The sequence below is a fragment of the Vibrio sp. 10N.222.54.E6 genome (genome assembly GCF_041473955.1).
Lineage (GTDB): Bacteria > Pseudomonadota > Gammaproteobacteria > Enterobacterales > Vibrionaceae > Vibrio > Vibrio tasmaniensis_A.
Window position 1 is genome coordinate 8303 of sequence record NZ_JBFRTD010000017.1, and the last position, 22441, is coordinate 30743.

Below are 22441 nucleotides of genomic sequence, written 5' to 3' on the forward strand. Positions count from 1 at the left end.
AGACTGACGAAGGAAGGAGTAGGGAATCTCCAACAGAGTGGTAAGTATCGCTTACAACACGTTCATTCCTTGTGCCTCAAGCATATCGACTAAATCGATCAGAGGTAAGCCGATCAGCGTGTTTGGGTCTTTACCTTCCATCTGTTTAAACAATGCAATACCTAACCCTTCGCACATAAAACTGCCCGCGCAGTAATAAGGCTGCTCTTTCTCAACATAAGAAATGATCTGTTGCTCAGTTAAATCGCGGAAATGCACAACAAAGGTGTCGAGACGCGTGTCAGCTTTACTGGTCTCGCTGTTCCATACCGTTATCCCAGTATAGAAAGTGATGCTCTTACCACTTTGACGAGACAATTGCTCAATCGCTTTCTCACGAGTATGAGGTTTGCCAATGATTTCTTCGTCGATCACACATACTTGATCGGAACCAATCACTAGGCTTGGTTGTTCGACAGCACAAGACTTGGCTTTGGTCTCAGCAAGACGCATTACCAATTGTTGAGGAGTCTCTTCTGGAAGTGGCGTTTCATCGCAGTCAGGCTTTGCTGTGACAAAGTCTAACTGTAGTTTTTTGAGGATCTCTTGCCTAAATGGAGATGTAGAAGCTAAAACTAGTTGGTAATTTCTCATTTTAATTTACAATTCGTGTAAGCATTTAGTTCAGGATAACGTAACTTATCCTGCTATTCATAATGCTCTGAACAGGAAAGGTAGGAAAGTACATTTTTTTTGCCATTTCCTTTGACTAAACACGATTTGGAAGATAAGATTCGCGCCCTATGCAAAAGGAAAAAATACCGCGTACAGTTGATCCGGCAAGAACGGCTCAAAAACGACTCGATATGGATGGTATCATTCAAGTCAGTCTTTTAAAGCGTTTAACCGAAACAACTGAAGGCGTAAAACGTGACGCGCAAGTCTCAATGTCATTTGGGCTTGATGAACAACGATTAGTCGTTATCTCTGGTAAAGCTAACGTCGAAGTCGATTTAGAGTGTCAACGTTGTAATGAGGTTTTCGCACATGAGTGCGATGTCCAATTTACTTATACTCCTGTTTACAGCGAGAAAAGTGAAGAGGAAGCACCGGAAGAGTACGATTTGGTAGATCTGAACGAGTACGGTGAGTTAGACCTGATTCAATTAGTTGAAGACGAGTTCATCCTTGGATTGCCACAAATAGCAATGCACGACGATGCGAAATGTAGCGTTAACTCAAATAACTTGGTGTTTGGTGAACTTCCTGAAGAAATTGAGGAAGATAAAAAGCCGAATCCATTTGATGTTTTAAAAAACTTAAAGAAATAACTTATTAGTAAGTATCTTTAAGAATTTACATAGGAGTAGGGTCAATGGCCGTACAAAAGAGCAAGAAATCACGTTCAATGCGTGGCATGCGTCGTTCACACGATGCGCTAACTACAGCTGCACTTTCTGTAGACGCAACTTCAGGTGAAACTCACCTACGTCACAACGTGACTGCCGAAGGTTTCTACCGCGGCAAAAAGGTTATCAACAAGTAAGGTTGACCTTTGCAAAATCTAACCGTTGCGCTTGATGCAATGGGCGGGGACTTCGGTCCTCGTGTAACAGTGCCTGCCGCCGTGCAGGCACTGTCGTATTTCCCAGAGCTAAAAGTCATTCTCATAGGTGATCGAAATGCGATCACATCTCAATTATCTTCATTAGGTCGAATGCCTGATTCTCGTTTGAGTATCCAGCATTGTGATCGAGTTATTTCCAATTCTGAAAAACCTTCACTAGCCTTACGTAATAGTCAGGGTAGTTCTATGCGTGCTGCTATCGATCTGGTTGCCGAGTCACAAGCTGATGCTTGTGTGAGTGGTGGCAACACCGGCGCACTGATGGCGTTATCTCGTTTCCGACTCAAACTCCTTCCTGGTATTGATAGGCCTGCATTGGTTTCAGCTTTGCCTACCGCTTCTGGCAACCGTACATGGATGCTTGATTTAGGAGCGAACGTTTCTAGTGACGCGGATTCACTGTTTCAGTTTGCCGTAATGGGCAGTGCATTAGCAGAACAACATTTAGGTCGCGTGCCTCGTGTCGCTATCTTGAATATCGGCGCTGAAGAAATCAAAGGCAATGACCTTGTAAAACGATGCGCTGAAATGTTGTCGAATACTCAGTCTGTGAACTTCATAGGCTATATTGAAGGTAATCAATTACTTCAAGATGCGGCTGATGTCGTCGTATGTGATGGTTTTGTGGGCAATGTCTGCTTAAAAACGTGTGAAGGTACGGCTCAGCTCTTTATTGATAAGCTAAAAACGCGCATGATGGCTTCAACAATAAAGGGGTGGATCGCCAGAATGTTGTTTTCTGAGCTATTTACTGAATTAAAAACCTTGAACCCCGACCAGTATAACGGCGCAAGTTTGTTAGGATTGCGCGGCATTGTCATTAAAAGCCATGGAAGTGCTGATGTGTCTGCAGTCGTCAACGCGATTGGTGAGGCAGTACACGAGGTCAAACGACAAGTCCCCAGTCGCATTAGCGATCGTTTGGAAGCGGTTTTACTCGAGAGGCATTATTAGTCTTCATGTATAGCAAAATTTTAGGTACTGGCAGCTACTTGCCATCTCAGGTGCGTACTAACGCAGACTTAGAGAAAATGGTAGAGACTAGCGATGAGTGGATCGTGGCTAGAACAGGTATTAAAGAGCGTCGTATTTCAGCGGAAAACGAAACCGTTGCGGATATGGCGTTTTACGCTGCTGAGAATGCCATTGAAATGGCAGGTATCGACAAAGAAGATATTGATTTAATCATCGTTGCGACAACCAGCAGTAGCCACACATTTCCGTCTTCGGCATGTCAGGTACAAGGCAAGCTTGGTATCAAAGGCTGCCCTGCGTTTGATTTGGCTGCGGCGTGTTCTGGTTTTGTCTACGCACTGTCTGTTGCTGATCAACACATCAAGACTGGCATGTGTAAGAACGTTTTGGTAATCGGTGCGGATGCACTGTCAAAAACCTGTGATCCGACTGACCGCTCTACTATCATCTTATTTGGTGATGCTGCAGGTGCGGTGGTTGTTGGCGCAAGCGAAGAGCCAGGTATTTTGTCTACTCACATATACTCTGATGGTAAATATGGTGAGCTTCTAAGCCTAGAAGTTCCAGAGCGTGGCGGTGATGCCGACAAATGGTTGCACATGGCGGGCAACGAAGTATTTAAAGTGGCGGTAACTCAGCTTTCTAAGCTTGTGAAAGACACATTAGCGGCGAACAATATGGATAAGTCAGAGCTTGATTGGTTAGTTCCACATCAAGCGAACTACCGCATTATTTCGGCAACCGCTAAAAAGCTGACGATGTCGCTTGATCAAGTTGTGATTACTCTTGATAAGCACGGCAATACGTCGGCAGCTACCGTACCAACGGCCCTTGATGAGGCTGTTCGCGACGGGCGAATTAAACGTGGCCAAACGCTTCTACTTGAAGCGTTTGGCGGCGGCTTCACTTGGGGTTCTGCGTTAGTTAAATTCTAACCCCAAGCGATAATCAACAAACAAGGCACATAACTTATGTGCCTTGTTCAATTTTTTTGCTTTGCTTAAAGGAAAATTACTATGAGCAAATTTGCTATCGTATTCCCAGGCCAAGGCTCTCAAGCTATCGGTATGCTTGCTGACCTAGGCGAACAGTATGATGTTGTTAAAAAGACATTTGCTGAAGCTTCAGAAGCACTTGGTTACGATCTATGGGCATTGGTTCAAGATGGTCCAGTAGAAAATCTAAATGAAACTTTCCGTACTCAACCGGCTCTACTAACAGCGTCTGTTGCAATCTGGCGTGTATGGCAAGAGCTTGGTCTAGAGCAACCTGCAAACCTAGCAGGTCACAGCCTAGGCGAATACTCTGCACTAGTGTGTGCGGGTGTTATCGACTTTAAAGAAGCGATCAAGCTAGTTGAGCTACGTGGTCAACTGATGCAAGAAGCGGTTCCTGCGGGCGTTGGTGCAATGTACGCAATCATCGGTCTAGATGATGAAGCGATTGCTAAAGCGTGTGAAGAAGCGGCACAAGACGAAGTTGTGTCACCAGTTAACTTCAATTCACCTGGTCAAGTTGTTATCGCGGGTAACAAAGCAGCAGTAGAGCGCGCTGGTGCACTATGTAAAGAAGCGGGCGCTAAACGTGCTCTTCCTTTACCAGTATCTGTGCCATCTCACTGTGCCCTTATGAAGCCTGCAGCAGACAAGCTAGCGGTTGCTCTGGAAGCTCTAGAGTTCAACACGCCGGCACTGCCTGTTATCAATAACGTTGATGTTATTGCTGAAACAGACCCGGCAAAAATCAAAAGCGCACTTGTTCGCCAGCTGTACAGCCCCGTTCGTTGGACTGAAGGTGTACAAGCTATGAATGAGCAAGGCGTAGAGAAGCTACTAGAATTAGGCCCAGGTAAAGTTCTTACCGGTCTAACAAAACGAATCGTAAAAACTATGACAGCTGCTGCAGTTAATGACACTGCATCACTAGAAGCTGCTAAGTAAATAAACACTTAATAGAGAAGTTATGATGAATTTAGAAGGCAAAGTTGCACTAGTTACAGGCGCAAGCCGTGGTATCGGTCGTGCAATCGCTGAACTTTTAGTTGAGCGTGGTGCTAAAGTTATCGGTACTGCTACGTCTGAAGGCGGCGCTGCTGCAATCAGTGAGTACCTAGGTGAGAACGGTAAAGGTCTTGCTCTTAATGTAACGGATGTTGACTCAATTGCAGCTACACTGAAAACCATCAACGATGAATTCGGTGCGATTGACATTCTGGTTAACAACGCAGGTATCACTCGTGATAACCTACTTATGCGTATGAAAGACGATGAATGGAATGACATCATCGATACTAACCTAACGCCTATCTTCCGCATGTCTAAAGCTGTATTGCGTGGCATGATGAAGAAGCGTCAAGGACGTATCGTAAACGTTGGTTCTGTAGTCGGTACTATGGGTAACGCTGGTCAAGCTAACTACGCAGCTGCAAAAGCAGGCGTAATTGGTTTTACTAAATCAATGGCTCGTGAAGTTGCGTCTCGTGGTATTACAGTGAACACTGTAGCACCTGGTTTCATCGAAACTGACATGACTAAAGCGCTAAATGATGACCAACGTGCAGTAACTTTGGCGAATGTACCAGCAGGTCGACTAGGTGATCCTCGCGAAATCGCTGAAGCTGTGGTATTTTTGGCGTCACCTGCGGCAGCTTATATCACAGGTGAAACACTTCACGTCAATGGCGGTATGTACATGGTGTAAATTATGTGCAACATTTGTGCATGATTTAAGTCAAGATCATACGTAATTTCGGTTAAAATCGTGAAAATTGTGGTTTGACCAGAAAAGTTGACCTTGCAACTTTCAATAGATTGAATAAACTACGGAAAACATCGCATAAAGCGAACTCTGTAAAGGAAAAGAAAAAATGAGCAACCTCGAAGAACGCGTAAAGAAAATCATTGTTGAACAGCTAGGTGTAGACGAAGCTGAAGTTAAAAACGAAGCTTCTTTCGTTGATGACCTAGGTGCAGATTCTCTAGACACAGTGGAGCTAGTAATGGCTCTAGAAGAAGAATTCGACACTGAGATTCCAGATGACGAAGCTGAGAAAATTACTACTGTTCAAGCTGCTATCGATTACGTAACTAGCGCTCAGTAATAATCTCTCCCAGGCGGTCACCTCGACCGCCTGTGTTTTATCTAACTCATCTATCCTCATCTTAAATCACCTCAATCCCCGGAGTGTAATATCGTGTCCAAGCGTCGTGTAGTTGTCACTGGCATGGGTATGTTGTCGCCGGTAGGCAACACTGTAGAATCTTCTTGGAAAGCCCTGCTAGCTGGTCAAAGTGGTATCGTTAATATCGATCATTTTGATGCAACCAATTTCTCAACTCGTTTTGCAGGTCTAGTTAAAGACTTTAACTGCGAAGAGTATATGACTAAAAAAGATGCTCGTAAGATGGACTTGTTCATCCAGTACGGCGTCGCAGCAGGTATTCAAGCTTTAGATGATTCAGCCCTAACTATTACTGAAGAAAACGCTCCTCGTGTAGGCGTTGCTATCGGTTCTGGTATTGGTGGTCTTGGTTTGATCGAAGCCGGTCACAAGGCTCTAACTGAAAAAGGCCCTCGTAAAATCAGCCCGTTCTTCGTACCGTCGACGATCGTGAATATGATTGCGGGTCACATGTCTATCATGCGTGGCCTACGCGGTCCAAACATCGCGATCTCTACAGCATGTACGACTGGCCTACATAACATTGGCCACGCGGCTCGTATGATTGCATACGGCGATGCTGACGCAATGCTAGCGGGTGGTGCTGAAAAAGCATCGACACCACTAGGTATGGGCGGTTTTGGTGCGGCTAAAGCACTGTCTACTCGTAACGATGAGCCTCAAAAAGCTTCTCGTCCATGGGACAAAGGCCGTGACGGCTTCGTTCTTGGTGACGGTGCAGGCATGATGGTTCTTGAAGAGTATGAACATGCTAAAGCTCGTGGCGCTAAGATTTACTGTGAGCTAGTTGGCTTCGGTATGTCGGGTGACGCTTACCACATGACATCTCCAAGTGAAGATGGTTCTGGTGGCGCACTAGCAATGGAAGCGGCTATGCGTGATGCTGGCATTACTGGTGAACAAATCGGTTATGTTAACGCACACGGTACTTCGACTCCTGCAGGTGACGTAGCGGAAGTGAAGGGCATCAAGCGTGCTCTTGGCGAAGCAGGCAGCAAGCAAGTCTTGGTTTCTTCTACGAAGTCAATGACAGGCCACCTTCTAGGTGCTGCGGGTTCTGCTGAAGCTATCATCACAGCGATGTCTCTAATTGATCAAATTGTTCCACCAACAATCAATTTAGATGATCCTGAAGAAGGCTTAGATATTGACTTAGTACCTCACACCGCGCGTAAAGTTAGCGGCATGGAATATGCTGCATGTAACTCATTCGGTTTCGGTGGTACTAACGGCTGTTTGATCTTCAAAAAGATTTAATCATCTTATATAAGAGTCAAACATCGTAGATAGTCATAATTAGAACTGTTTTTAAACGGCTCGATGCTTTAGCATTGAGCCGTTTCTTTTTATGGGGAAAAACATGTTTTGGGTTGATGGAGAAAGTCAGCAAACTGTCGATATCTTAGATCGCTCGTTTCAGTATGGAGACGGCTGTTTTACTACCATGCTTGTTCAAGATGGCCAGATTCAATATTTTCACGATCATCAGCGTCGTGTTGATGATTGTCTTAAAGCGTTACGCATTTCCGAACTTGATTGGAATACGGTTAACCTTTGGCTCGATAATGCACTTGAACATATCCAACACAATGCGCCTCCTGGTACAAAGAGCCTTGATGGTTCAACGAATCTTCAAGAAAAAAACAAGCCTCATAATGAAAAAGCAGGGCTCAAGCTGCACGTTAGCCGTGGGGCAGGCGGTCGTGGCTACAGTACCAAGAATATCGCCAAGCCAACGATAACCATCAGTACATTTGATTACCCAAGTCATTATTTCGCGTGGCAAGATTCCGGTGTAGAACTCGGTATCTGCCAACAAGCACTGGGTTTGAGCCCATTATTGGCCGGTCATAAGCACAATAATCGCCTTGAGCAAATCTTGATGAAAGATGAAATGGATCAGGCCGGTGAAGTGGATGGCGTGGTTCTGGATATATCAGGTAACGTGATTGAAACCACCATGGCTAATCTGTTTTGGCGAAAAGGGCAGACGATTCACACTCCTCAACTGACGCAAAGTGGCGTTGCAGGGGTTATGCGTAAGCAAGTGTTAACCGCGCTGAATCAAGCTGAACTTTCCGTTACTATTAGTGACTACTGCTTATCTCAACTCATGCAAGCTGATGAGGTTTTCATGACCAACTCCATTTTAGGGGTTGCCCCAGTTACCCGTATTAGTGATACCCAATTCAACATTGGAACCGTTACTCGTAGCCTTCAAGGACAACTAAACTCGTGATCAAAAAGTTATTTATTTTTATTATCTTGTGCCTAATCGCAGCCGTGGCTGCTGGTTTTTATGTTTACAACCAAGCGCAAGATAACCTGAAACAAGTTATTCAATTGGAAAAACCACAAGTTGTTACTGTTGCTTCAGGCAGCAGCTTTAACCGCGTCCTCGCACAGTTGATTAATGAAGGGCTGTTTGAGGCTTCTCCTTACGAGAAATTAATCCGTAAGTTACATCCTGAGCTTGTAGACGTAAAAGCGGGTACATTCCTGCTCGAACCAGGTTTAACCCTAGAACAGGCGTTACAAGTGCTTGTAGAAGGGAAAGAGCACCAATTTACTATTACCTTCGTAGAGGGCAGTCGTTTTGATGAGTGGCTTGTTCAGCTAAAAGACAACGAATTCATTCAGCAGACGTTGAATGATGTTTCTGAAAAAGAGATCGCACAAAAGCTTGGTATCGAAAATGAAAAGCTTGAAGGTCTTTTCTTAGCGGAAACGTATCACTACACCTATGGCACAACGGATTTAGATTTGTTGAAACGCGCCCACCGAGATCTAATGAACGTGGTCAATGATGAGTGGGAAAACAGAGCCGATAAGCTGCCTCTTAAATCGCCGTATGAAGCTTTAATTCTTGCGTCTATCATCGAAAAAGAGACTGCTGTCGCTTCTGAGCGTGAGCGTGTGTCTTCTGTGTTCGTTAACCGCTTGAACAAGCGTATGCGTTTGCAAACTGATCCAACGGTTATCTACGGCATGGGTGCTAGCTACAAGGGTAATATTCGAAAGAAAGATCTACGCACACCAACGCCGTACAACACCTATACAATGAGCGGTTTACCGCCAACACCGATCGCGATGGCGGGTAAAGCGTCTATCAACGCGGCTCTGAATCCAGAGAAGAGCAACTACCTGTATTTTGTTGCGAGTGGAACGGGCGGTCACGTATTTTCAAAGAGTTTGACTGAGCATAACCGTGCAGTACGAGCTTACTTAAAGCAATTAAGAAAAAACAAATAAAGAAAGAATTATGAATCAGTCGAAATTTATCGTGGTTGAAGGCCTTGAAGGTGCTGGCAAAAGTACAGCAATCAATGCCATCGTTGAGACATTGAAAACAGCCGGTGTCGCTGACATCGTTAATACTCGTGAACCCGGTGGTACCGTGCTTGCCGAGAAGATGCGCTCGTTGGTCAAAGAAGAACACGAGGGCGAGAAGCTTCAAGACATGACTGAGTTGCTGCTGATGTACGCAGCGCGTGTTCAATTAGTAGAAAACGTCATCAAGCCTGCACTAGACAGTGGTAAATGGGTGTTGGGTGATCGCCATGATATGTCATCTCAAGCTTATCAAGGTGGTGGTCGTCAGATCGCACGCACTACGATGGAATCACTGAAAGAAACCACGCTAGGCGGTTTTAAGCCAGATTTAACACTATATTTGGACCTAGACCCTAGAGTCGGGCTAGAGCGTGCTAGAGGTCGTGGTGAGCTTGATAGAATCGAAAAGATGGACATCTCATTTTTCGATCGCACGCGTGAGCGTTACTTAGAAATTGCAGGGCAAGACGATTCTGTACTCGTGATTAATGCACAGCAAGAGCTTGAGCAAGTAGCCGCTGATATTAAAGTCGCGCTCAGTGCTTGGCTCAATAAACAGTAGGTAGTCATGGCTGAAGTGTATTCTTGGCTCACACCGGTATGGAGTGAGTGGAAAAAAAGTCTCGATGCAGAACGTTTTCCTAACTCTGTGATCGTTAATGCGCCTGAAGGGCTTGGTGTGGAAGCGCTGGTTAGCCAACTTACCGATGCATTGATGTGTGTTAATTACGAAAGTGAAGCGTGCGGATTTTGCCACAGTTGTGAACTGATGAAGTCGGGGAGTCACCCGGATTTCCATGTGATCGAACCTGAGAAAGAAGGTAAATCGATTACCGTTGACCAAGTGCGTGCGAGTAACCGCTGGGCTCAACAATCGTCACAGTTGGGTGGCTTGCGTGTCATTTTGCTGAGTCCGGCTGAAGCGATGAATGAATCGGCGTCTAATGCGCTGTTGAAAACACTGGAAGAACCTGCGAGTAATTGTATTTTCATCCTTTCAACGCGTAACAGTAATCGCTTAATGCCAACTATTCTTAGCCGTTGCCAGCAATTTAATGTGGTGTGTCCACAATTAGATGCAGGATCGGCATGGTTAAATGGAGAAGTCGGTAAAACGGTTCCTCAGTACATACTGACATTGAACGACAACGCCCCCCTGAAAGCGAAAGCAATGTTTGATCAAGGTGGCGTCGAAGCTTCAACAAAAGCGCTCGATGGCTTTGTGAATGTGATAAAAGGCACTCAACCCGACATGCTGAAGTTCTCTACAGAGCTTAGCAAAGACCCTTTGATTCAACTTAGCTGGCTTTGGCATTTATTGTCAGATGTACAAAAGCTGCATTTTGGTTTAGCTAATCAGGCTATCATTCCGAGTGCGAAAGCACTGTGTGAGGTGATGTCTTATCAAAGTGCTTATGCAGCGTCGAATAAACTGCTGATATTGATTGAGCAGTTCAAGCTACACCCTGGGCTCAATACGGAGCTACTCATAATGAATTGGCTGATAGCCACTTGCGAGGAAACATGTTCGTAGATTCCCATTGTCATTTAGACAAACTGGATTACCAAGATTTACACACCAGCGTAGAAGACGTGGTTAATAAAGCGAAAGCAGCCAACGTTGACCAACTGCTTTCTGTCGGTGTGACGTTGGATTCGTTTGAAAACATGCTTGAGATGATCTCGCCGTTTGATAACGTTAAGGCTTCGTGTGGCGTTCACCCTCTCGACGTAGAGAGCGACTTCTGTTTAGACAGAATGCGTGAGTACGCGAGCAACCCTAAAGTGGTGGCGATTGGTGAAACTGGCCTAGATTATCATTACCAACCAGAGACTGCAGAGCTACAACAGCTCAGGTTCAAGCAGCACGTTGAGTTGGCTGTTGAGCTTAATAAACCTTTGATCATCCACACGCGTAACGCGCGTGAAGATACGTTAGCTATTTTACGCGATGGTGGAGCAGAGAAGTGTGGTGGTGTGATTCACTGCTTTACTGAAGATCAAGCGTTCGCTGAAGCGGCAATGGAATTAGGTTTCTATATCTCGATCTCAGGAATTGTGACCTTTAAACAAGCCACAGAACTTAAAGACGTTGTGAAAAACCTACCTCTAGATAGGTTGCTGATCGAAACGGATTCGCCATATTTGGCGCCAATTCCATATCGTGGTAAAGAGAATCAGCCTGCATATGTAGTCGAAGTTGCGGCTTATATCGCCCAGTTAAAAGGGGTATCAATGAAAGAGGTTGCTGAACAAACGACCAAAAATTACCAAAAACTTTTTTTGCGATAGAAATCTAACTAAACAAACAAAAGGGAGCGAAAGCTCCCTTTTTGTGTTTTTGATCACCAAAAATGCGTTTTTTTTTAATGTTTACGGAATATGTTGAACTTGAGAGCGTGAATTGCAACATTTGTAATTTTGTTACTAAAAATAACATTACCCTCTATTTTATTTACTCAGTAAAATAATAGAGGGTGATTATAATTTGTTTGTTTTTCAGTTAGTTAGTGGGTTGTAAAGCATTGCATTTCTATATTTGACATGTGATCCAAGACGTGTTTTGAAACTAAATTTCGTAAGTGACTAGAAAGTTAGTTCCCCATCAATATATATTTAGCGGCAGAAAATATAATGCAATACATGGTTACATTTTCACTGGGTGCTAACATATAGGCTACGGGGGTGTGCCGTTAGGACCCATATAATTATTTTATCTTTATCAGGAGCATAAACATGTTTAAGAACCTTTTTGCTAGCCTGCAGAAAGTTGGTAAGTCTCTGATGCTACCAGTATCAGTTTTACCAGTTGCGGGTATTTTGCTAGGTGTCGGTGCAGCAGACCTTCCTTTCATTCCAGAAATCGTTTCAAACTTAATGGAACAAGCGGGTGGTTCAGTATTCGGTCAAATGGCACTACTGTTCGCAGTAGGCGTAGCACTTGGCTTTACTAATAACGACGGTGTAGCTGGTCTAGCTGCTATCGTTGGTTACGGCATCATGACTGCTACACTAGGCGTAATGGCTGGTGTAATGGGCGTTGATAAAATCGACACTGGTGTACTAGGTGGTATCCTAGTCGGTGGTGTTGCTGCTTGGGCATTCAACCGTTTCTTCCGTATTCAACTACCAGAGTACCTTGGCTTCTTCGCTGGTAAGCGTGCTGTGCCAATCATCACAGGTTTCTCTGCGATTGGTCTAGCAATCCTACTATCTGTAGTATGGCCACCAGTTGGCGGCGCTATTTCTGCGTTCTCTGATTGGGCTGCTCACCAAAACCCACAAGTGGCGTTTGGTATCTACGGTATCGTTGAGCGTTCTCTGATTCCATTTGGTCTTCACCACGTTTGGAACGTACCTTTCTTCTTCGAAGCTGGTACTTGTGTAAATGCTGCTGGCGAAACTCAAAACGGTGTTCTTACTTGTTACCTAGTTGCTGATGACGCATCTCGTGCAGCGGGCAATGGCTTCGGTCAGCTAGCTGGTGGTTACATGTTCAAGATGTTCGGTCTACCTGCTGCTGCAATCGCGATTGCACATTCAGCTAAACCTGAAAACCGTGCTAAAGTAATGGGCATCATGGCTTCTGCTGCGTTGACTTCATTCCTAACGGGTATCACTGAACCAATCGAATTCTCATTCCTATTCGTTGCTCCTGTACTGTACGCAATCCACGCTCTATTAGCTGGTTCTGCATACGTTCTTGCGAACACTCTAGGTTTTGTACACGGTACATCTTTCTCACACGGTCTAATCGACTTCCTAGTTCTATCTGGCAACGCGTCTAAGATGGGTCTAATGGTTGTATGTGGTGTTGCTTACGCTGCAATTTACTACATCGTATTCCGCACTGTGATTAAAGCACTTGACCTTAAAACTCCGGGCCGTGAAGACGAATCTGAAGAAGAAGTAGTTGCTACAGGTTCTGAACTTGCTGGTGAGCTAGTTGCTGCATTCGGTGGTAAAGCGAACATCACTGGTCTTGACGCTTGTATTACTCGTCTACGTGTTGCAGTAGCTGATACCGCTCTTGTTGACCAAGACAAACTGAAGAAACTAGGCGCTGCAGGTGTTGTTGTAGTTGCTGGTGGCGTACAAGCTATCTTCGGTACTAAGTCTGACAACCTTAAGACAGACATGGATGAGTGGATCCGTAACAACGGTTAATTCGCTGATTCAATAAATTGAAAGGAGGCCTTACGGCCTCCTTTTTTGTTTTCTGCAATATGCAAAATATCCTCACGCTTAAGCTCTTCTTACTCAACTAGTTCTACTCAACTCTATGTGTTAAAGGCCGATACCGAACCTTGAGCACCAGTTCGCTTTTACCTAGCGATGACACCTCTCTTTGTGAACCCAGTACACTATCATTTTTAAAAACAGTCTGAGAATATTATGAAACATCGTTATTTGATCGGCCTTATGTGCTGCAGCGGAGCCGCGTTTGTGCATGCTTCTGAAGCTCCAGATTTGGAAGTTGGATTAGCCATAGACCAAGACCTGAGTGTCGTTGTCGAATTTGATCAGAAATACCGTGCCACGATTGGCAACGACGGTGCTGCATTTGACTACATTTTGAAGCGTGGTCAGTTTGAGGCTGAAGCTCCGTTGAGTTGGTATGTCGGTGCAGGTGCTTGGGCTGAGTGGAATAATGATTTTGGCTTACGTTTGCCTTTAGGTATTAAAGTGAATTTCTACGAAGGTTGGAATGCGTACGTGCAAGTTCACCCTGAGCTCGACATGTATAAAGGTGTTGAATTACAAGTGGGTGGTGCACTGGGTATCACCTACAAGTTCTAGGTGATGAGACAAAAAAATGCCAGCTTAGTAGCTGGCATTTTTGAATGGTTTAAATAAGGTTATTTCTGTTTGTCCATTGCACGCTTTATGCAAATTGCAGCACCACCCCAAGTGATACCAAGACCAAGAACCATCATAATAATCGCACTCGTTGTCATGATTATGCTTCCTTCTTACTTGTCATATTTATGATAATGCCAATCGCTAGTAATCCTGCGATCATTGCCCAACCAAGAGTCAGGTCGTAGCCACCGTAACCGTCTGTAAACAATGCGCTTAGTTTTGTTGCAAGAATGATTGCAAGCATAACTGGAGTGACGAAGCGTAAACATACGTTAAACCATACGCCAATAGAGAAATCTGAAATCTCATTGACGTACGCACGTACATCGCTAACTTTGTTTAGTAACCATGCCATTAGAAGGATTTCAATGAATCCGCCTACCATGATGCCGACGTTGTTAGCGAAGTGATCGACTAGGTCTAGTAGAAGTAGGCCGCCGTTAGTTGCAAATGCCATAGACACCACAACACCAACGCCAATAACAATACTTGCTGCTTTTTTACGGCTCCAGTTCAGCTTGTCCATAATTGCAGATGTTACTGCTTCCATAATTGAGATATGAGAGCTTAAACCAGCCACAACAAGTGCAAAGAAGAATAGTGGACCCAGAATATACGGTGCTGGAAGTAAATTAATCGCAGCAGGTAGCGTAACAAACGCAAGGCCAACGCCTGCTGATACAACTTCAGTTAATGGTTTACCTTGTTCTTGAGCCATGTAGCCAAGAACAGAGAAAATCATAATACCCGCAAGAATTGAGAAACCACAGTTGATAAGAACCGTCATGAACGCGTTGTTCGTAATATCTGATTTTTCAGGCAGGTAGCTTGAGTAAGCCAGCATGATCGCAAAACCGATACTTAGCGTGAAGAAGATTTGTCCATAAGCAGCAGCCCATACTTTTACGTCCCAGATCTTGCTGAAATCAGGTTCGAACATGTAGTTCACACCATCTAGAGCACCAGGAAGGAAAACCATGCGTCCGATAAGCAAAATCACCATTATGAACAACACTGGCATCATTACTTTAGAAGCACGTTCGATACCAGCTTTAACACCACCCACGATAGCTGCATAAGTGATTGCCCAAGCGAGTAACATTGCGCCAGCGATGCCCCATTGGATGCTACCTAGGTTCGTCGGTGAGTTATCACCTAGAGCTAGATATTCACTGAAGAAGAATGCGTTAGTGTCTGTTCCCCAGCTTTGATTGAATGACATACCGAAGTATGAAATTGCCCAACCGATAACGGCAACATAGTAGACCGCGATGACAGCCGCTACACCCACTTGGAACCAGCCAAGCCACTCAAATTTTGAGTTGATGCGCGCTAAGGTTGCAGGTGCAGAGCCACGATATTTTTGACCCATACTGAACTCTAGGATCATAAATGGGATACCAGCCGTAAGCATGGCAAATAGATATGGAATGAAAAAAGCACCGCCGCCATTTTCATAAGCCATATATGGAAAACGCCAAATGTTTCCTAAACCAATAGCAGATCCTACTGCGGCAAGGATAAATCCTGCTCGGGATCCCCACTGTTCTCGCTTCATATTTAACTCCTTTACAACTTCCCTGAGGTATGAAGCTTCTCGTCACGCTGTGCTTGGTAAGGAGATGATAGTTAAAACAGGCAAACGGTTTGACTGTTTACTTTATCTTCCGTGATTAAGCAAAAGTTTAGATTATTATGTTGTTAGCGATTGGAGAACTCAGCGGATAATTCTTAATTGTTTGATGTGTGTTTGCATAACCTGAAATATTCAGCTGATGCGTGCTAATGAGCCTACCTAGTTAGAATGGTTAAAGCAATAGATTAGGTATGTTTAATAACTGTGGTCTTATGGTCTTTAAGATGTTAAATGATGGTTATTTTAGAGGTATGAATTGGTTTGGGGTTTTCTGATTGGTTTATGTGTCTAATTTTTTCTGTTTTATTAGGTTATATGACTTTATTTAAAAGTAGAGCGTATGACTGAAATTCATACACTCTATAGTTGAACTGACCAACTATTCGGAGGTTCTATTGGTATGAGATGGTCATCGATACTTAGAAAGTAAAACTCAGTCCGACATTGGCTTGGAATTGGTTCATCCAGTCGGTATCAAAGCGGATGATGCACTCTTGCCCGTTACTTGGGATGTTACAAACACCGGAGGTGTCGTTATCGACAACGGTACCTAACCAACGTAGTTGTGTGTTTAACGCTAATCGGTCACTAAATTTGTACTCTAAACCACCAAAGATAGAGGTTGAGAACCCATACTTATCTTTTGCCCAGTCTACATCGACGTAAGAAGCACCAAGGCCTAATCCCAAATAACCAGACAACACAGAAGAAGCTGGGTAGTAAATGCTACTTTGAAAGTGCAGGTATTGGATGGAGGAGCTTAGGTTGAGTGTTTCTAATTCAGAGCTTTGATTAGAATAGAAAAAGCCGATGCGTCCTTTTTCAAATGGCGTTTCAATCGAAAAGGTGTAGTTTTCAGACCCTTTCATATCATAGGTTTTACCGTCCTGGTCTTCGACACTGCCACCGCCTGTATAGCCCACCATCGGAGTAATGATGATCTCCGGCGAGGCATATACGCTCGAAACGGAGAGAAGCGTAATCAGTGCCATTATATTTGCTTTGTTATTCATGAGTATATCCTTATCCATACACTTACTAATTGTGATGGTTACATCAATATTGTGCGACTAATTTCGACGATTCTTGAAGATACTTCACACACCTGATAGTACTTAAATAGAGACTCGACAAATTAATAATAAGACAGAGGTGTCTATGGACCATAATCTGAAAAATGCCCTACAAATAACGGTTGTCATCTACGCAATCATTCTCTCATTTGGCTTTATTGCAATTGGTAGTTAATACCATTTATTGCGAGGCTGGGTTTTTATACTCAGGGAATAATGAATAGTGGGATTATAACCAATATTGATACAGCAATAGACTTAGATTATTACGCTAAGTTTATTGCTGGAAAAACAGCACTGGTCGCCCAAGGTGGTGGACAGAGAAGTATTTTTACTTCTGGAGTGCTGGATGCCTTTCTTCTTTCAAATTTTGATCCCTTCGACGAGTTTTTTGGTACCTCTGCAGGTGCTCTTAATTTGTGTGCTTATCTGTGCCGCGATAAAGGCCTTGGCCGTTCTTTCCTTCTCGACCTCACAACATCACCTGAATTCTTCAATCTCTTTTCTTATATACGACACAGAAAGAACCTTGGATTAGAATGGGCCTTAGAACAAATCATGGCTTACCCATATAAGCTTGATTTGGATTTAGGACGACAAACGCTAGGCGAGCGCCATTTCTATGCAGCCGTCACGGATTCTAAAGACTTACGAGATCACTACTTCCCAGTATTGGGTGAAGATTGGTACAAAGTGATGATTGCAACCTGTGCGATCCCTCGCTTATACAATGATGAAATCTTTATTGGCGACAATGCTTATGTGGATGGTGGTGTATCAGCTTGCATCCCGGTTCAAGAAGCGTGGCGTAGACAAGCCCGTTCCATTGTTGTGATCCGAACTGAGCCAGCGTTAGAGGAAGAGGTTCAAGCTAACAGTACGCGATTAGAAACACCCAAACCGATATCAGCCGAAGAACTGGAATGGTTCCGCGAATCTTTTGACAGTGTTCAAGGTCATTGGCAACAAAAAGTGGAACAGTGGAAAACCGATTGGAGCTCGTTCTTTCAACAACAAATTCTCAGCTCAAAAGAACAGAAGCGCGACAGATCACATTTGGATTTACTGAATGGTGGTCGATGGTTATTCGGGGCGGATGACATCTATAGATTAAGTCATTTAATTGGTGATAAGTTTGATTCCGGCTTAGCAGATATGCTGATGGTGCATTACCAAACTTACTCATTGACTCAGGATTTTTTGAACTCCCCACCAGACGATGCTTTTGTCGTGCAAATTGCCCCGAGTAAGCCGCTGAAATCCAATTCATTAATGAGTAATAAAGAAGATTTACTGCACGATTATGAATTGGGTTTAGAAGCCGGTTACCGATTTGTTGAAACTTATACCTCTACGAAAAATGCCCGCAGTTCACACATGCCACAGTTGGCAACCATTGCTGCTGAGAAGTAATGCTTGAGGTTGATTAATAATATTTGAAGTTGATGAGTTAGCATGCTGTGAGCTGATCGTGCTGTTTAAACTGATCGTTAGTGAGTCGTGCTCTGAAATGAAAAGGGTTATTGAACTTGGTTCGATAACCCTTTTTTGTCATGAGATTAGGCAAATCGTTTCGCCTTACGGGCAAACATTAGGTGACAGGCAAGATTCTCATACAGTTGGTTGATCCCGCCACATCCATAATGTCGCCTTGAGTGACGATAACGAGATCGCCAAACTTAAGATGCTCTTGCTCTTTTAGGCAGGTGAGCGTAGATAGGGCAATGTCAAAACTGTCTTTGGCTTCTGTCTCGAAGTAGATAGGTGTTACACCTCGGTACAAGGTGCAGCGATTAAGTGTTCCTTCGTTACGAGATAGTGCGTAGATAGGCATATCTGCACTTAGACGAGACATCATCAGTGCAGTACGGCCTGATTCAGTGAGAGTGACTACGCCTTTAATGCCTTCCATATGGTTTGCCGAGTAGATAGTCGCCATCGAAACGGTTTCTTCGGCGGTCACAAACGTGCGGTCAATTCGGTAATTGGATTGGTTGTTAATCCCCGCCATTTTCTCAGCACCAATACACACTTCAGCCATCGATTTTACGGTTTCGACCGGGTAATCACCTGCAGCTGTTTCACCTGAAAGCATGACCGCATCTGTTCCATCAAGTACCGCATTGGCAACGTCCATGACTTCGGCACGGGTTGGCATTGGCGCTGAAATCATCGATTCCATCATTTGAGTTGCGGTGATCACCGTTCGGTTAAGCGCTCTAGCACGACGTATAAGCTGTTTTTGTACTCCGACCAATTCAGGGTCGCCAATTTCGACTCCGAGGTCACCACGAGCTACCATGACCACATCTGAGGCCATTATGATGTCATCCATGTTCTCAACAGTGGCTACCGTCTCTGCTCGCTCTACTTTTGCTACAAGGTGAGCTTCTAAACCTGCTTCTCGTGCGAGTTGACGAGCGTAGTGCATGTCTTCGCCGTTGCGTGGGAAAGACACCGCAAGGTAATCCACTTTGATTTGTGCGGCGGTGACGATGTCGCGCTTGTCTTTTTCTGTCAGCGCTTCTGCGGACAGGCCGCCGCCTTTCTTGTTTATGCCTTTATTATTCGAGAGAGGGCCGCCAATGATGACTTCGGTATGAACGCGACAACCTTCCACTTCGGTTACTTTTAGCTGTACACGACCATCGTCTAGCAGCAGGATGTCGTTAGCTGAAACGTCGTTAGGTAATTCTTTATAATCAAGGCCGACCGCTTGTTGGTTGCCTTCGCCTAAACCAAGGCTACTGTCGAGAGTAAATTGGTCACCAACGGCAAGTTGGATTTTGCCATCTTTGAATGTTGACACTCGAATCTTGGGACCTTGTAAGTCACCGAGAATAGCGATCTGAGTACCAAGTTTTTTGGCTATTGCTCGGACATTTTCTGCACGTTGTATATGGTCGTCGCTAGTGCCGTGAGAGAAGTTCATACGGACGATATTGGCGCCGGCTTTGATGATCTCTTCAAGCACGTTACCTTTATCAGTAGAAGGGCCTAGCGTTGTGACGATTTTCGTTTTTCTTAATTCGGCTGTCATGAATACTCCTAGAGTGAGGCCAAGTAATCTTTTAAAAGACTTAATTAAGTATATGCATTAATTGATTATTTATTGGGAGCTAGGAGGATATTTCTTTATTTGTATCCAATTATTGTATTCAGGACTCAATAACGATGTTTCATTAAGAAAATTAAGTCTCAATTTATCGATGTAGGTACTAATTTTTCTCGAACTATTTGACTAGATACACAAAGATTCATGTATATACGTGATACGGGTCACGGCGATATACCAAGTGACTTCACAATTACTTCGCAAAGTAAAAAAATTACCGCGTTGATGATTTCTGGAGCGTAAAATGTACATGGCTCAACCGGGCCATATTGATCATATCAAACAGGTCAATGCTGGTCGTGTATATAAACTAATTGACCTTAAAGGTCCTATTTCTCGTATCGATCTGTCCAAGCAAAGTGAGTTGGCCCCGGCGAGTATTACTAAAATTACCCGTGAACTCATTGAAGCTCACCTTATTCACGAAACGACGGTTCAAGAAGCCACGACTCGTGGGCGTCCTGCTGTCGGTCTGCAAACCAATAACGAAGGTTGGCAGTTTCTGTCGATGCGTCTTGGTCGTGGGTATCTCACTATCGCGCTTCATGAATTGGGCGGCGATGTACTTATCGATACTAAGATTGATATTCATGAACGTGACCAAGACGATGTACTTGCGCGTCTTCTGCATGAAATTGATGAGTTTTTTCAAACTTATGCCGAGCAACTCGATAGGGTAACAAGTATTGCGGTTACGCTACCTGGGCTTGTGAATTCTGAGCAGGGAATTGTGTTGCAGATGCCACACTACAACGTTAAAAACTTAGCGTTGGGTCCTGAGATCTACAAAGAAACAGGTCTACCTGTCTTTATTGCCAATGATACCCGAGCGTGGGCATTAGCAGAGAAGCTGTTTGGTCACTCTCAAGATAACGATAATTCCGTTTTGATCTCGATTCACCACGGTGTAGGTGCAGGGATCATTCTCGACGGCCGAGTATTGCAAGGTCGCCACGGTAACATCGGTGAGCTAGGTCATATTCAGATCGATAAACAAGGCAAGCTTTGTCATTGTGGTAATCATGGCTGTTTAGAAACGGTTGCGAGTTCACAGGCTCTCCGTGAGCAAGTCAAAGAAAGATTGGCTAATGGCGAGGCATCATCACTAACGGCGTTTGAAGATGTCAAAATTGAACAGATCTGCGCTGCTGCTGCTGATGGTGATCCACTGGCTGTTGAAGTGATTGAACAGTTAGGTCGTTACTTAGGTGCCGCGATAGCGATTGTGATCAACCTTTTCAATCCTGAGAAAATCTTGATAGGTGGTGTTATCAATCAGGCTAAAAGCGTGTTGTATCCTGCGATTCAAAAGTGTATCGAAGAGCAGAGTTTATCGGTTTACCATCAAGATTTAGAACTGGTGGAATCTCGATTCTATAAACAAGCCACCATGCCAGGTGCTGCGCTTGTTAAACAAGCTTTATATGATGGCCAATTGTTAATGAAAGTGATTGAAGGCTAACCCTTTTTTTATCGTTTTTAGCCTTCCTTTAACCCTTTCCATGCACTTAAACTATGTATAACAGCATTTGTTGTACTTAGTTTAAGCATCTGTGTATTTGCGCTTTGCTTTAACCTATCGAATTAGGCTATTGTAGCCACAGTTATTATTTGTCACTAAGGTGTTGTATGTCTGGCGTTTTAAATTCTGTTGATCAGAGAACTAAACTCGTCGGTGAAAACCGTCTGGAACTCTTGTTATTTAGCTTAAATAGTCGCCAACTATTTGCGATTAACGTATTTAAAGTGAAAGAAGTCTTAAAAGTGCCTGTACTCACTCGCTTGCCAGGCTCTCACCATCATATTACGGGTGTTGCTTCTTTACGTGGTGAATCTGTACCTGTGATTGACTTACGCAGTGCGATTGGTTTCCCACCATCACGTGATGAGACTCAAGAAAACAACTTGATCATTACCGAATACAACCGAACCGTACAAGGCTTCTTGGTTGGACAAGTTCGTAATATCGTGAATACGACATGGACAGAAATCCAACCGCCACCAAAGACTACGGGTCGAGCAAACTATTTAACTGCTATCACGCATATCCAAGAAGAAGAGCAGCACAAAATCGTTGAGATCATCGATGTTGAAAAGGTGTTAGCGGAGATCATCGACTACGATGTGTCGATTTCTGACGGTGTTCTAGATCAGCAGTTAGCGAATGAAATGGTTGGCCGTAATGTACTTATCGTGGATGATTCTTCAACAGCACGCAACCAGATCAAAGGCACCTTGTCGCAACTTGGTTTGAACATTATCGAATGTTGTGACGGCTTAGAAGCACTGACTTTACTTAAGAAGTGGTGTGATGAAGGCAAAGACATCAATCAAGAAATACTATTGATGATCACCGATGCTGAAATGCCAGAAATGGATGGCTACAAACTGACTCATGAAGTTCGAACTGATCCTCGAATGCATGACTTGTTTATTACGCTAAATACTTCATTAAGTGGTAGTTTCAATGAAGCCATGGTTGAGAAAGTAGGGTGTAATCGCTTTATTTCTAAATTCCAACCAGACCTCTTAGTTGAAGTAACTCAAGAGCGAATGCGTCAGATTTTGTAATTAATGCAGCTGTACGGTTTGTTTCGAATGACCTTGGCGAAAACGTTTGCTAGTATTTGATACAGCATGTTTTTTAACAAAATATGCT

General features: G+C 44.0%; 24 protein-coding genes. 19 read left to right on the forward strand and 5 right to left on the reverse strand.

Features of this window, described 5'->3' with window-relative positions:
• Window positions 1-51: 51 nt before the first annotated feature.
• Window positions 52-633, reverse strand: a complete 582-nt coding sequence (locus AB4513_RS10635) for a nucleoside triphosphate pyrophosphatase (protein WP_009848611.1) — start codon at window positions 631-633, stop codon at window positions 52-54.
• A gap of 149 nt (window positions 634-782) precedes the next feature.
• Here AB4513_RS10635 and yceD point away from each other — a divergent pair, with 149 nt between their 5' ends.
• The 15 genes from yceD (at window position 783) to AB4513_RS10710 (ending at window position 13895) form a co-directional block, all read left to right on the forward strand.
• Window positions 783-1310, forward strand: a complete 528-nt coding sequence (yceD, locus tag AB4513_RS10640) for a 23S rRNA accumulation protein YceD (protein ID WP_004733994.1) — start codon at window positions 783-785, stop codon at window positions 1308-1310.
• 44 nt (window positions 1311-1354) lie between these two features.
• Complete coding sequence (rpmF, locus tag AB4513_RS10645; RefSeq protein WP_004737376.1) at window positions 1355-1525, forward strand: 50S ribosomal protein L32; 171 nt, start codon at window positions 1355-1357, stop codon at window positions 1523-1525.
• A gap of 9 nt (window positions 1526-1534) precedes the next feature.
• Entirely contained in the window at window positions 1535-2560 is a 1026-nt protein-coding gene (gene plsX, locus AB4513_RS10650) for a phosphate acyltransferase PlsX (protein ID WP_012603565.1), read from the forward strand.
• 5 nt (window positions 2561-2565) lie between these two features.
• A complete protein-coding gene (locus tag AB4513_RS10655; protein ID WP_010437276.1) occupies window positions 2566-3516 on the forward strand; it encodes a beta-ketoacyl-ACP synthase III in 951 nt (316 codons plus the stop codon).
• 81 nt (window positions 3517-3597) lie between these two features.
• A complete protein-coding gene (gene fabD, locus AB4513_RS10660) occupies window positions 3598-4521 on the forward strand; it encodes an ACP S-malonyltransferase (protein ID WP_012603567.1) in 924 nt (307 codons plus the stop codon).
• Window positions 4522-4546: 25 nt separating this feature from the next.
• Window positions 4547-5281: a 3-oxoacyl-ACP reductase FabG gene (gene fabG / locus AB4513_RS10665; protein WP_029222897.1), complete on the forward strand. Its 735-nt coding sequence runs from the start codon at window positions 4547-4549 to the stop codon at window positions 5279-5281.
• A gap of 166 nt (window positions 5282-5447) precedes the next feature.
• The gene (gene acpP, locus AB4513_RS10670) at window positions 5448-5681 is read left to right on the forward strand and encodes an acyl carrier protein (RefSeq protein ID WP_012603569.1); all 234 of its coding nucleotides are present in this window, start codon (window positions 5448-5450) and stop codon (window positions 5679-5681) included.
• Window positions 5682-5774: 93 nt separating this feature from the next.
• On the forward strand, window positions 5775-7019 hold the full coding sequence (fabF, locus tag AB4513_RS10675) for a beta-ketoacyl-ACP synthase II (protein ID WP_004736554.1): 1245 nt from the start codon (window positions 5775-5777) through the stop codon (window positions 7017-7019).
• Window positions 7020-7122: 103 nt separating this feature from the next.
• Window positions 7123-8001 carry an aminodeoxychorismate lyase gene (pabC, locus tag AB4513_RS10680; protein ID WP_009848979.1) on the forward strand — a complete coding sequence of 293 codons (879 nt, stop codon included), beginning with the start codon at window positions 7123-7125 and terminating at the stop codon, window positions 7999-8001.
• Window positions 7998-9014, forward strand: coding sequence for an endolytic transglycosylase MltG (gene mltG / locus AB4513_RS10685; RefSeq protein WP_009848980.1), 1017 nt, complete (start codon window positions 7998-8000; stop codon window positions 9012-9014). Before pabC ends, mltG begins: the two co-directional genes overlap by 4 nt.
• 10 nt (window positions 9015-9024) lie before the next feature.
• Complete coding sequence (gene tmk / locus AB4513_RS10690) at window positions 9025-9657, forward strand: dTMP kinase (RefSeq protein WP_009848981.1); 633 nt, start codon at window positions 9025-9027, stop codon at window positions 9655-9657.
• Between the two features lie 6 nt (window positions 9658-9663).
• Window positions 9664-10629 carry a DNA polymerase III subunit delta' gene (locus AB4513_RS10695; RefSeq protein WP_009848982.1) on the forward strand — a complete coding sequence of 322 codons (966 nt, stop codon included), beginning with the start codon at window positions 9664-9666 and terminating at the stop codon, window positions 10627-10629.
• Window positions 10620-11387, forward strand: a complete 768-nt coding sequence (locus AB4513_RS10700) for a TatD family hydrolase (protein WP_009848983.1) — start codon at window positions 10620-10622, stop codon at window positions 11385-11387. The genes AB4513_RS10695 and AB4513_RS10700 overlap by 10 nt, the downstream gene beginning before the upstream one ends.
• 444 nt (window positions 11388-11831) lie before the next feature.
• Entirely contained in the window at window positions 11832-13262 is a 1431-nt protein-coding gene (gene ptsG, locus AB4513_RS10705; RefSeq protein ID WP_009848984.1) for a PTS glucose transporter subunit IIBC, read from the forward strand.
• 228 nt (window positions 13263-13490) lie between these two features.
• The gene (locus AB4513_RS10710; protein ID WP_009848985.1) at window positions 13491-13895 is read left to right on the forward strand and encodes a hypothetical protein; all 405 of its coding nucleotides are present in this window, start codon (window positions 13491-13493) and stop codon (window positions 13893-13895) included.
• A gap of 59 nt (window positions 13896-13954) precedes the next feature.
• Here the strand turns inward: AB4513_RS10710 and AB4513_RS10715 are convergent, their stop codons facing one another.
• The 3 genes from AB4513_RS10715 to AB4513_RS10725 form a co-directional block, all read right to left on the reverse strand.
• Window positions 13955-14053, reverse strand: a complete 99-nt coding sequence (locus AB4513_RS10715) for a methionine/alanine import family NSS transporter small subunit (protein WP_009848986.1) — start codon at window positions 14051-14053, stop codon at window positions 13955-13957.
• A 2-nt stretch (window positions 14054-14055) separates the two neighbouring features.
• A complete protein-coding gene (locus tag AB4513_RS10720; protein WP_009848987.1) occupies window positions 14056-15516 on the reverse strand; it encodes a sodium-dependent transporter in 1461 nt (486 codons plus the stop codon).
• Window positions 15517-16013: 497 nt separating this feature from the next.
• On the reverse strand, window positions 16014-16607 hold the full coding sequence (locus tag AB4513_RS10725; RefSeq protein ID WP_009848988.1) for a hypothetical protein: 594 nt from the start codon (window positions 16605-16607) through the stop codon (window positions 16014-16016).
• A 145-nt stretch (window positions 16608-16752) separates the two neighbouring features.
• Between AB4513_RS10725 and AB4513_RS10730 the strand changes: the two genes are divergently transcribed.
• Window positions 16753-16842: a YnhF family membrane protein gene (locus AB4513_RS10730; protein WP_102248935.1), complete on the forward strand. Its 90-nt coding sequence runs from the start codon at window positions 16753-16755 to the stop codon at window positions 16840-16842.
• Window positions 16843-16883: 41 nt separating this feature from the next.
• Window positions 16884-18080, forward strand: coding sequence for a patatin family protein (locus tag AB4513_RS10735; protein WP_009848989.1), 1197 nt, complete (start codon window positions 16884-16886; stop codon window positions 18078-18080).
• A gap of 178 nt (window positions 18081-18258) precedes the next feature.
• Here AB4513_RS10735 and pyk read toward each other — a convergent pair whose 3' ends face one another.
• Entirely contained in the window at window positions 18259-19707 is a 1449-nt protein-coding gene (pyk, locus tag AB4513_RS10740; RefSeq protein ID WP_009848990.1) for a pyruvate kinase, read from the reverse strand.
• A gap of 319 nt (window positions 19708-20026) precedes the next feature.
• On the opposite strand from pyk, the gene AB4513_RS10745 reads away from it, so the two are divergent.
• Both AB4513_RS10745 and AB4513_RS10750 read left to right on the forward strand, forming a co-directional pair.
• Window positions 20027-21244 (forward strand): ROK family protein, encoded by a 1218-nt coding sequence (locus AB4513_RS10745; RefSeq protein WP_009848991.1) that lies wholly within the window; start codon window positions 20027-20029, stop codon window positions 21242-21244.
• 167 nt (window positions 21245-21411) lie between these two features.
• Entirely contained in the window at window positions 21412-22353 is a 942-nt protein-coding gene (locus tag AB4513_RS10750) for a chemotaxis protein CheV (RefSeq protein ID WP_009848992.1), read from the forward strand.
• Window positions 22354-22441: the final 88 nt, after the last annotated feature.

Coding starts and splice junctions, on each gene's coding strand:
- yceD (WP_004733994.1), top strand. CDS start 783: ATGCAAAAGGAAAAAATACCGCGTACAGTTGATCCGGCAAGAACGGCT.
- AB4513_RS10735 (WP_009848989.1), top strand. CDS start 16,884: ATGAATAGTGGGATTATAACCAATATTGATACAGCAATAGACTTAGAT.
- tmk (WP_009848981.1), top strand. CDS start 9,025: ATGAATCAGTCGAAATTTATCGTGGTTGAAGGCCTTGAAGGTGCTGGC.
- acpP (WP_012603569.1), top strand. CDS start 5,448: ATGAGCAACCTCGAAGAACGCGTAAAGAAAATCATTGTTGAACAGCTA.
- fabD (WP_012603567.1), top strand. CDS start 3,598: ATGAGCAAATTTGCTATCGTATTCCCAGGCCAAGGCTCTCAAGCTATC.
- fabG (WP_029222897.1), top strand. CDS start 4,547: ATGAATTTAGAAGGCAAAGTTGCACTAGTTACAGGCGCAAGCCGTGGT.
- AB4513_RS10715 (WP_009848986.1), bottom strand. CDS start 14,053: ATGACAACGAGTGCGATTATTATGATGGTTCTTGGTCTTGGTATCACT.
- AB4513_RS10655 (WP_010437276.1), top strand. CDS start 2,566: ATGTATAGCAAAATTTTAGGTACTGGCAGCTACTTGCCATCTCAGGTG.
- AB4513_RS10700 (WP_009848983.1), top strand. CDS start 10,620: ATGTTCGTAGATTCCCATTGTCATTTAGACAAACTGGATTACCAAGAT.
- pyk (WP_009848990.1), bottom strand. CDS start 19,707: ATGACAGCCGAATTAAGAAAAACGAAAATCGTCACAACGCTAGGCCCT.
- rpmF (WP_004737376.1), top strand. CDS start 1,355: ATGGCCGTACAAAAGAGCAAGAAATCACGTTCAATGCGTGGCATGCGT.
- AB4513_RS10745 (WP_009848991.1), top strand. CDS start 20,027: ATGTACATGGCTCAACCGGGCCATATTGATCATATCAAACAGGTCAAT.
- AB4513_RS10725 (WP_009848988.1), bottom strand. CDS start 16,607: ATGAATAACAAAGCAAATATAATGGCACTGATTACGCTTCTCTCCGTT.
- AB4513_RS10720 (WP_009848987.1), bottom strand. CDS start 15,516: ATGAAGCGAGAACAGTGGGGATCCCGAGCAGGATTTATCCTTGCCGCA.
- AB4513_RS10730 (WP_102248935.1), top strand. CDS start 16,753: ATGGACCATAATCTGAAAAATGCCCTACAAATAACGGTTGTCATCTAC.
- AB4513_RS10710 (WP_009848985.1), top strand. CDS start 13,491: ATGAAACATCGTTATTTGATCGGCCTTATGTGCTGCAGCGGAGCCGCG.
- AB4513_RS10750 (WP_009848992.1), top strand. CDS start 21,412: ATGTCTGGCGTTTTAAATTCTGTTGATCAGAGAACTAAACTCGTCGGT.
- AB4513_RS10635 (WP_009848611.1), bottom strand. CDS start 633: ATGAGAAATTACCAACTAGTTTTAGCTTCTACATCTCCATTTAGGCAA.
- AB4513_RS10695 (WP_009848982.1), top strand. CDS start 9,664: ATGGCTGAAGTGTATTCTTGGCTCACACCGGTATGGAGTGAGTGGAAA.
- pabC (WP_009848979.1), top strand. CDS start 7,123: ATGTTTTGGGTTGATGGAGAAAGTCAGCAAACTGTCGATATCTTAGAT.
- ptsG (WP_009848984.1), top strand. CDS start 11,832: ATGTTTAAGAACCTTTTTGCTAGCCTGCAGAAAGTTGGTAAGTCTCTG.